The 8,806-nt window shown below is 55.8% G+C and carries 6 protein-coding genes and 1 pseudogene; 3 read left to right on the top strand and 4 right to left on the bottom strand.

Features of this window, described 5'->3' with window-relative positions; translation table 11 throughout:
- Nucleotides 1-214, top strand: a pseudogene (locus AMS69_RS19130) (IS5/IS1182 family transposase); the annotation flags it as partial.
- Between the two features lie 131 nt (nucleotides 215-345).
- Here the strand turns inward: AMS69_RS19130 and AMS69_RS19125 are convergent.
- The 4 genes from AMS69_RS19125 to AMS69_RS19110 form a co-directional block, all read right to left on the bottom strand.
- A complete protein-coding gene (locus AMS69_RS19125) occupies nucleotides 346-1,323 on the bottom strand; it encodes a DUF1616 domain-containing protein (protein ID WP_053969625.1) in 978 nt (325 codons plus the stop codon).
- Between the two features lie 291 nt (nucleotides 1,324-1,614).
- Nucleotides 1,615-2,730 (bottom strand): non-hydrolyzing UDP-N-acetylglucosamine 2-epimerase, encoded by a 1,116-nt coding sequence (wecB, locus tag AMS69_RS19120; protein WP_053969624.1) that lies wholly within the window; start codon nucleotides 2,728-2,730, stop codon nucleotides 1,615-1,617.
- Nucleotides 2,731-2,893: 163 nt separating this feature from the next.
- Nucleotides 2,894-4,174: a nucleotide sugar dehydrogenase gene (locus tag AMS69_RS19115; protein WP_053969623.1), complete on the bottom strand. Its 1,281-nt coding sequence runs from the start codon at nucleotides 4,172-4,174 to the stop codon at nucleotides 2,894-2,896.
- A 219-nt stretch (nucleotides 4,175-4,393) separates the two neighbouring features.
- Nucleotides 4,394-5,713 carry a glycosyltransferase family 2 protein gene (locus tag AMS69_RS19110; RefSeq protein ID WP_053969622.1) on the bottom strand — a complete coding sequence of 440 codons (1,320 nt, stop codon included), beginning with the start codon at nucleotides 5,711-5,713 and terminating at the stop codon, nucleotides 4,394-4,396.
- Between the two features lie 349 nt (nucleotides 5,714-6,062).
- Between AMS69_RS19110 and AMS69_RS19105 the strand changes: the two genes are divergently transcribed.
- Together AMS69_RS19105 and AMS69_RS19100 are read left to right on the top strand one after the other, a co-directional pair.
- Entirely contained in the window at nucleotides 6,063-6,992 is a 930-nt protein-coding gene (locus AMS69_RS19105) for an NAD-dependent epimerase/dehydratase family protein (RefSeq protein ID WP_053969621.1), read from the top strand.
- Between the two features lie 393 nt (nucleotides 6,993-7,385).
- Nucleotides 7,386-8,720, top strand: a complete 1,335-nt coding sequence (locus AMS69_RS19100; protein WP_053969620.1) for a glycerate kinase type-2 family protein — start codon at nucleotides 7,386-7,388, stop codon at nucleotides 8,718-8,720.
- The last annotated feature ends 86 nt before the right edge of the window (nucleotides 8,721-8,806 follow it).

The raw sequence follows: 8,806 nt of genomic DNA, 5'->3' as shown, positions 1-8,806 counted from the left end.
CATCAAACATCGTATCTTCGCACCTTACGACCACGCGCACAACGCCAGAATCGACGAACAGCGCTACAATCAGCGCTCGATGACCGAGACTGTGAACTCGGCTGTGAAGCGCTCGCTCGGCTTCGCCGTGCGAGCGCGTACTTGGTTCCGGGAGTTCCGTGAAATCGCGCTGATGTGTGTCGTCTATAACATCAAGCGAGCCGTGAAACAGTGAATTCCACTGCTGTATGGCGATTCAACACAGCCATTCATTGTGATAGCTCCAAGACAGGTGGGGGTTCTCAAACGAAGGCGTCATACAGGTGTAGACGGGCGATAACTTCATAATAAAGTGTGCCGGTGCTATCAATCACTAGTAACGCTAACCCAGATATGCGTCCGTCGGTACGCGTTCTCGGGGCGAGGGTTCGATCCAACTGGGGCTTCGTTCCGATAGAGAAGGTATGAAACGCGAATATCATCCCCAACCAGCGTGGGAGACATTTCGTGCGATCGCTCAAGAGTTTCACCAGCGGCAACGCGGCTCCTGAACCGACCAATCTGCGCGGTAGCCAGGACACTGCCGTTCTCGATTCTCTGAGCGATGACTACAACTGTATAATTTAGCTCTTGTCCCTCATGGTTGCCGATGGTGACCTGCACAGTCCGGGAATCGCCGAGTGCAATCTCTGACGGATACTCAGACGCAATAGGCTCTCCGCTGTCGGATTCGGTTACCAGCGCAAACTCAGTAAACTGTTCACCACGTTCAGTCGATATGGCCGCGTAACCGATCCCGGTACCGGAGAGAAGAAGCCCGAATACAAGCAAAACCCGCAGCGTCGGAACACTCCTAATTGGTGGTAGAGACGCTCTGCTCCGGATAGTTATCACCCAACCTACGGGACTGAAACACTCGTCTGCTGGCACTCGCAGCCGTCGAATCGTTGCAGCAATCGTGAGAAGAACAGTCGTTACGCCGATAGAGAGCTGGTACGGTCCAGTAGTCCCACCAGGCGAAACCAAGACTACTCCTAGCCCCAGTAGCGGGACAATACAGACACTGCTTCCGACTGCAAGGACAAATCGTTCGCCTGTGGATATTCCTCCCCTCCAGTTGTCAAACAATCCATCTGACTCGGCGGAACCGCGCGGGAATAGAAGCGCAATCAGAGCGTATCCCGGCGCGATAAGCACCGCCACCAACCCTAACAGAACTCTTGCGGGCGACTGTCCGATATACCCTTCGACGGCGGCGAGATGCCAGAGGCCAAGGAGTCCGACCAGCAGAAGATCGATCGGGAACGACTCCGTCTCGATGTTCGCACCTGCATCAGTAGCCATTATCGTTTGATGAGAGTGAAGTAATAAAATTAGACAGTTACTACCAGTGCAGACAGGCAGATCAAAGATTGTCGTCCGTAATCTGGCCTCTCTATTTACTCACTGGATGGCAAGGAGACTGCTGTCAGTTGATGAACTGCCACTTGGAAAGCAACTGTGCAGTCCATGAGCGTCCAGTTGTACGCAATTGAGTCGTCATCCGTCTCCCCCCAGTCAGGCCAACCTCGGGGACCAGTCAACTCGTACTCAAGAATAGACTCACTATTGAGAGACAGCGCTTGCCGGCTCTGGTCACTCAGGGGCCGTGACTGCTTCTCTGTCGGGGAGTTCCGGGATTGCATCGAGAATCTGAACAGCGGCTGTCCCATCTCCGAACGGCGTGTTCCAGTCCCCAGCCTTTCCGCGCATTTGTGTCGCCGCCGCGGTGATACTACTCGGCTCCCGGCCGGCAACGCAGTTCGCACCAACAAATGCTGTCTCAGGGCGCTCAGTTCCATACCTAAGCGTCACACACGGTGTTCCGAGGATGCTGGTCTCTTCCTGCACACCTCCTGAATCGGTGAACACCAGGTCCGCTGTACTCTCTAGTCTGAGGAAATCGAAGAAATCCAGTGGTTCGATAAGACGAATTTGGTCGGGAACTGCGATGCCGAACTCTTCGAGGCGGTCCTCCGCTCGGGGGTGAATCGGGTAGATGACTTCCCGCTCCGCTTGAGCGCTTGCTCGTGCGACGCCGCTGAGAATCCGCTCGAACGCTTCCCGGTCGTCGACTGTTTCCGCTCGGTGAGCGGTCAAGAGGTCGAACTGGCCCTCCGAAACGCCGAGCTCACTCAGAATCTGACTGCTGGTTGCAGCCTCATTGTCAAAGGTTTCGACTGCGTCGACAATGGTATTTCCAGTGACTGTGATACGGTCCTCGGGAATCCCCTCGTCTCGGAGTAACGCTGCTGTCTCGGCGGTCGGTGGAAACAGATACTCAGCGATATGATCAATGATGACGCGGTTTGTCTCTTCGGGCATTTCGTCATCGAAACTTCGAAGCCCAGCTTCGACGTGAGCCACGTCGACATCCATCTTGCTCCCCGCGAGTGCGCCCGCAAGAGTCGAGTTCGTGTCCCCTTGGACAAACACCACTGTGGGTTCGGTAGCCTGAAGTTCTTCCTCGATACCAGCGAGCATCGCACCAGTCTGTGCCCCGTGATCGTCAGATCCGACTTCGAGGTTCACATCTGGTGGTGATAACCCGAGCTGTCGGAAAAAGACGGCATCAAGCGAGTCCGAGTAATGCTGACCAGTGTGGACGATGTGTGTATCGACGCCACGCCGATGACACTCCTGGATCACCGGGGCTAACTTGATAATCTCTGGGCGCGTTCCAAGGACAAACCCAACGGTGCTGTCAGTCATTGTTGCTCCCGATTCCGTTAGTTGAACGCCCGGTGAGAGTCCATCTAGTCAGTTTCATAGCGGTTTCGTGAGTAGCCGATAAGATTTGTTATAGGCCTCCTACGCCGTTGCTGATTGCCTGTGGGAGAATTGGTTCTAGCAGACGGCTATTCGTAGCACTAGCTCAGAGTGTCCGGACATCGAATCCCTGCTCAGTCCACTGCGCCGTGTCGATGACATCGACCGGGTCAACCACAGTTCGGCCCGCCATCTTCGACCTGATGTCCTCTGGGTCGAGCGCTGCAAACTCATCGTGTGCAGCCCCAAATATCACTGCGTCAGCGCCGTCAACTGCTACATCGAGGGGTACTAGCTGCAATCTGGAGTCCGTTGCCCGTGGGTCATGAATCGTGACTGACCCCTCGTCCCAACCCCCATCCATGGCCGGGCGTGTATCTACCGTGACAGTCCCGAGCAGTTTGGCTATTTCCAACCCCGGAGAATTGCGAGTGTCGCTGACGTTGCCCTTATACGTGATTCCAAGGACGGCCACAGTCTTGTCTTCGAGTGAGTCGATGGCATCTTCGAGCATTCTGACGACGTGTTCGGGCATCCTGCTGTTGACTTGGCTCGCGATATCGAGTAGCTCTGTGGCACCAGACCCATCGCTCAGGAAATGTGGATCGACAGGAAGGCAGTGCCCACCCACGCCCGGACCAGGGCTCAAAATATCAACCCGTGGATGGTTGTTCGCGAGGGAAATTGCAGACCGAACATCAATGCCGTAGTTCTCTGCGAGGAGTGCAAGCGTGTTAGCATACGCGATACTGACGTTTCGTTCGGCGTTTTGTGCAAGCTTCACGAACTCGGCAGTCGTTGGGTCTGCGGCGACATGTATCTCTCCTGAGGTGAGTGGTTCATACAGAGATTTGATGGCGCTGACTGAGTCCTCATCAACACCACCAACGATTCGATCGTTGGTTCGGAGCTCTGTGAGCGTATTCCCTGGCATCACCGTCTCAGGCGTGTACCCTAAGTGTACATCCTCACCGATCTCGAGGTCACCTTGTGACAGGATTGGCGCCAGGATTCCGGTCGTTGTGCCCGGCGGTACTGTTGACTCCAACACCACGGTGTCGCCCGACCTGAGAACGTTCGCCACGGTTCGTCCGGCATCTTTCACATATGTCAGATCCGCTCCATCGTTCAGTTCGTCGTACGGGGTTGGAACACAGATAATATGTACATCAGCGGGTTGTGGACGGTGGCTCGGCGTTAGATTGGACTCTAGCGCATCCTGAATGTACGACTCAAGTTCAGGCTCGCTGACGTTCGGGTCTCCCTCGTTGAGGCGATCGATTACGCCTTCGTCAACATCGAAACCAGTGACATCAGTACCTGCGTTGGCGAACAACGATGCAGTCGCGAGCCCGATATAGCCGAGGCCATGGACGCAGATACTCATGCTCTCTGTGGGCTCGATCGTTTCGGTTTTGATTCGCCACGCTGTCGCTGTGCCGGATAGTCTGATGTTGATTCGCTTCGCATTGACTTACGAATCATATAGATTACCCTTTGTTATGCAGAAGTTGTTTCTAGTAATAGAGATGACATCATGGTAAACCCAGACCTGATAAAGGCGTCTGGACCACATAATACGGCCGCTCAACTCCTGAACCGCTGGCTATTTCCGGTACAACTCCAAGGAGTGAAGAATAATTCCGGTGAAGGATGCGAGGATCCCAATGATCGTGAACGTAGTGCTAGCCAGAGCATATCCAAGCGGAAAGCTCCCGGACTGAAGATAATTGAACATCGTAAAGTAGGTGAAGACAAATCCCATCAGAACGCAGGAGACTCCAGGCACACCGAGCAACATGATAGGATGCTCTCGCTCAACCGTCCGAATAATATTGCCGACGAGGGTGAGCCCATGCTCAACTGGGCCAAGGTTGTTAGAAGCCTCCACGTCGTAATCTATCGTCGTTGGAACCTCGACGACCTGGTAGCCGTTCGAGTGTGCGTGATAGAGAATATTGGTACTTGCATCCATGTGGTCGCCGATTGAGTTGTCTTCAGCGAGTGAGCTTATCGCCTCTGTGCTATACGCACGGAAACCGCTCTGAGTGTCGCTGATCTGCTTGGTCGGCCTGAGGATTCCAAGGCTGAGATTAGTCATGAGATTCACCGCAAACAGACCAAACCGCCTATACAACGGCATCTCGGTGTCTGCGTCCTCATCGAACCGATTTCCGATAACGACTTCGGCTCCCGACTCCTGCTGCTGTTCGATCAATTCCGGGATATCACTGGGATCGTGTTGCCCATCAGCATCAAGAATGACCAGGTAGTCGGCATCACCCCGGTCAGCTTGGTCGAAAATACTGTTGAGGGCACCACCATAGCCGACGTTACGGTCGTGTTCGTACACTGTCGCGCCCGCTGCCGCTGCGACTTCGACAGTGTCGTCAGTACTCCCGTCGTCGACCACCAGAACGGTGTCTGCATAGTTCTTGGCTGACTCCACCACCGTACCAATCGTCGCCGCCTCGTTATACGCCGGAATTCCGACCATAACAGTCGGATCCGCCTCGGTGACGGGTTCAAGTTGGGCGTCGACGGTGAATTTCTCGGTATTTTTCAGGGCGTCCCGGCTTGCCGGGAGATTAACTGACCCATCCTCCTCACCATGGTAGAGAAGTCCGGGATACCCAGCTTCCTTAGCGAACAGCTGCAGTCGCTCGCGGGGGGAATCGGCCTCAGCCCAGTTTCCAGAGGGGAGAACCACTTCTGCATCGAGCCACCGGGCAAAAGTGAGTGCCTGAAGATCAGCATCAACTGCAGCCGTAACAATTGCTTGGTGCGCCCGTGAGTGTATACGAAGAATCTCAGCCGCAATCCACTCTGCGTTTGACTCGGTTGCGACTAATCCAACGGCGGGCAAGTTCTTCGAAACCTCCCGGGTGCTGTCATTAGCGGGCGATTGCTGAATTCTATCCGACATCTCAGTTCCACTCCGGAACCGCGCTCGATTGCGGTCGTCCGGTGTGATCGTCCACACGCTCCGGTACGTTCAGTGGTGTCATTGTGGCGAATAGTGGACTCCGTTGTGCTCTGCTGTGTACGAGTTATCATATTGTTATTCCCAGCTTTCCGAGATTGCGCCAGTTCTGTATTATCCGCAAAAAGACGGTAACAAAGTATGGACTGCTGTGGGGATACGACACATGGCCGCTACGGTCTCACAGGACTTTCCTTCGGCATATACCCTGTGATACCAAGAGTACTCGCCCAGGAACCGAGGCGTATGTCTACGAATAACTTAAGCCATGAAAACCCCCTGTTTGGGTAGTATGTCGACGAATGAGATCCGTAATTGTCGGGTGTTAGTTACTGGCGGCGGTGGATTCATTGGGAGCCATCTTACGTCAGCGCTAGCGGGGGAGAACGATGTGCGAGTCCTTGATGACTTCTCAACAGGACGGCGTGCCAACCTCCCAGCCGATGTGACTGTCGTTGAGGGCGATATACGAGATAAGGAAACGCTCGACGAGGCGATGAATGGTGTTGACGTAGTTTTTCATGAGGCCGCAATGGTTAGTGTCCCACAGTCAATCGAGCAGCCGGTCGCCTGTCACGAACTTAATGGATCGGCAACCGTCACTGTGTTCGACTGCGCTCGACGACAAGATGCACGGGTCGTACTCGCCTCAAGTGCCGCTGTATACGGTACCCCCGATACGGTCCCAATTACCGAAACGGAACCGGCTGACCCACGCACTCCGTACGGAATCGAGAAGCATCTCGGTGAACAGTATGCGCGGTTTTATACAGAGCAGTACGGTCTGCCGACAGTCCCGTTACGGTACTTCAATGTCTATGGGCCGCGTGGGCTTGACGGGGAATACGCTGGTGTCATCGGCACGTTCATCCGTCAGGCGCAGGCTGGCACCCCTCTCACAGTCGAAGGAGACGGAAACCAGACGCGGGATTTCGTTCACGTCGATGATGTCGTCCGGGCCAACCTGCTTGCAGCCACGACAGATGCTACCGGCAGGCCGTTCAACGTCGGAACTGGACGAAGCGTCAGTATCAACGAACTCGCCGAAACCGTCCGGGACATCGTTGGAACGGATGTGGCAATTGAACACGTCCCCGAGCGGGTGGGCGATATCAGGGAGAGCGAAGCGGACCTCAGTGATGCACGCACATTGCTCGGATATGAACCAACCGTGTCTCTTCGAGAGGGGCTTGAATCAACGCTCAGCGCTGAAGGCGAATAGACACCTCCTGTTGCTGCTAACGGATATTGCAAATTCGGGGCGAGAGTCTCATTCAGGCCAATTTTCTTGCTCTCGATAGTACCGAGATAGTTACCTTTTCTGTCACGAAGTCAGTACTTGTCCCCACACAGCGATGAGATAATCAAGGCATACTGATATAAAATAGCGTCTAACACTGATTCTGATAAACGCAGTTGAAAACGAGGACAGCCGTGCTGTTGCCTGCTGACATTCCCAGTTATATCCCGGCAGATACGACAGTACGGTTCGTTGTGGAGTCATCAAAGGGCTGATTCACAGAGCCTGCACTGCCTCCAGATTGGACGCGACTTCTGGACCACTGGTCACTGTTTGTGCGTGGGATTTTTTACCGGTTCGGACGGAAGCGGTCGTATGATTCATAACCGGAGCGCACTGACTGCCAGCGCTGCACACGAGGTGGCACTCGATTGTATCGAAGCCGCCGTGGACGCGGCTGCACCTGCGGCAGCCACCAAATCGACCGTCAGCCGCGACGGCGAGACGCTGACGATCGCCGGGACGACTTACGATCTTGACGAGTACACCGATGTTGTCGTTGTCGGCGGCGGGAAAGCCGCAGGCGGCGTGACACGGGCGCTTGAGTCTGTACTCGGCGACAGCCTCTGCGGCGGCCACATCGTCTCCAAGCAAGCCGTCGACACTCAAACCGTTCAGATTTCGGTCGGGGACCACCCGTTACCGTCAGATAAGAACGTTGGGGCGACGACCGAGATACTAGAGACTGTCGATGAAGCCGGCACGGACACGCTCATCTTGTTTGTCCTGACCGGCGGAGCCAGCGCGCTGCTATCGGCTCCGGCTGGGAACCTGACACTGGAGGATCTCCAGACAACGACCGATAGACTTCTCAGTGGTGGCGTTCCGATTACAGGGATTAATGCGGTCCGGAAGCACCTCTCAGACCTGAAAGGTGGACAGATAGCACGGCGCGCGGCTCCCGCTACTGTCGCCGGGGTACTAATCAGCGATGTCGTCGGAAACGACCTCTCGACCATCGGTAGCGGTCCGTCAGTCCCGGACGAAACAACGTATGGAGATGCACTCGATGTGTTCGACCGATACGACCTCGCGCCGCCGCCAGCCGTTCACGACCATCTCGAAGCTGGGCGGGAGGGCCAAATCCCGGAAACGCCGTCTCCCGACGACCCTGCCTTCGACCGTGTTACGAACCACCTCATCGCGGACAACGCAACCGCACTTGATGCCGCCGCTGCCGTCGCGCGGGAGGCCGGCTACGAACCAGTAGTCCTCACGTCTCGGCTGCGCGGCGAGGCCCGCGAGGTAGCGAAGCCGCTCGTCGCTATCGCCGAAGAAGCTACAGCGACTGGCACACCGGTCGAACCGCCAGCAGTCCTCCTTGCCGGTGGCGAGACGACCGTCACGGTAAGCGGAAATGGCGGACAGGGAGGCCCTAATCAGGAAGTTGTTCTCTCGGGAGTACTGGCCCACGACGGCGACGCGGTCATCGCTGCAGTTGACACTGATGGCGAGGACGGAAGCTCTGACGTGGCCGGGGCTATCGCCAATACGAGCAGCATCGAGGACCGCGAACGAGCCCGCGGCGCGCTGCTTGCAAATGATGCCGGCCCACACCTCTCAGAAATCGAGGCGACAGTCGAAACCGGACCGACTGGGACGAACGTCAACGACGTGATTGTACTCGTTGTTCCAGCCCCGAGCGAATAAGGGCACCACAGGTACGCGGTGGCTACTCTCAGGTGGTACTACCGGCCTGCTGTAGCACGGGACAGTGGCAGCTTCTGTTCGATCCG

The sequence above is a fragment of the Haloarcula rubripromontorii genome (assembly GCF_001280425.1).
Taxonomy (GTDB): domain Archaea; phylum Halobacteriota; class Halobacteria; order Halobacteriales; family Haloarculaceae; genus Haloarcula; species Haloarcula rubripromontorii.
This window is presented reverse-complemented; position numbering and strand designations above follow the sequence as displayed.

Excerpts from the sequence above, each read along its gene's own strand:
- AMS69_RS19125 (WP_053969625.1), bottom strand. The coding sequence starts at position 1,323 with ATGGCTACTGATGCAGGTGCGAACATCGAGACGGAGTCGTTCCCGATC.
- AMS69_RS19105 (WP_053969621.1), top strand. The coding sequence starts at position 6,063 with ATGTCGACGAATGAGATCCGTAATTGTCGGGTGTTAGTTACTGGCGGC.
- AMS69_RS19115 (WP_053969623.1), bottom strand. The coding sequence starts at position 4,174 with ATGAGTATCTGCGTCCATGGCCTCGGCTATATCGGGCTCGCGACTGCA.
- wecB (WP_053969624.1), bottom strand. The coding sequence starts at position 2,730 with ATGACTGACAGCACCGTTGGGTTTGTCCTTGGAACGCGCCCAGAGATT.
- AMS69_RS19110 (WP_053969622.1), bottom strand. The coding sequence starts at position 5,713 with ATGTCGGATAGAATTCAGCAATCGCCCGCTAATGACAGCACCCGGGAG.
- AMS69_RS19100 (WP_053969620.1), top strand. The coding sequence starts at position 7,386 with ATGATTCATAACCGGAGCGCACTGACTGCCAGCGCTGCACACGAGGTG.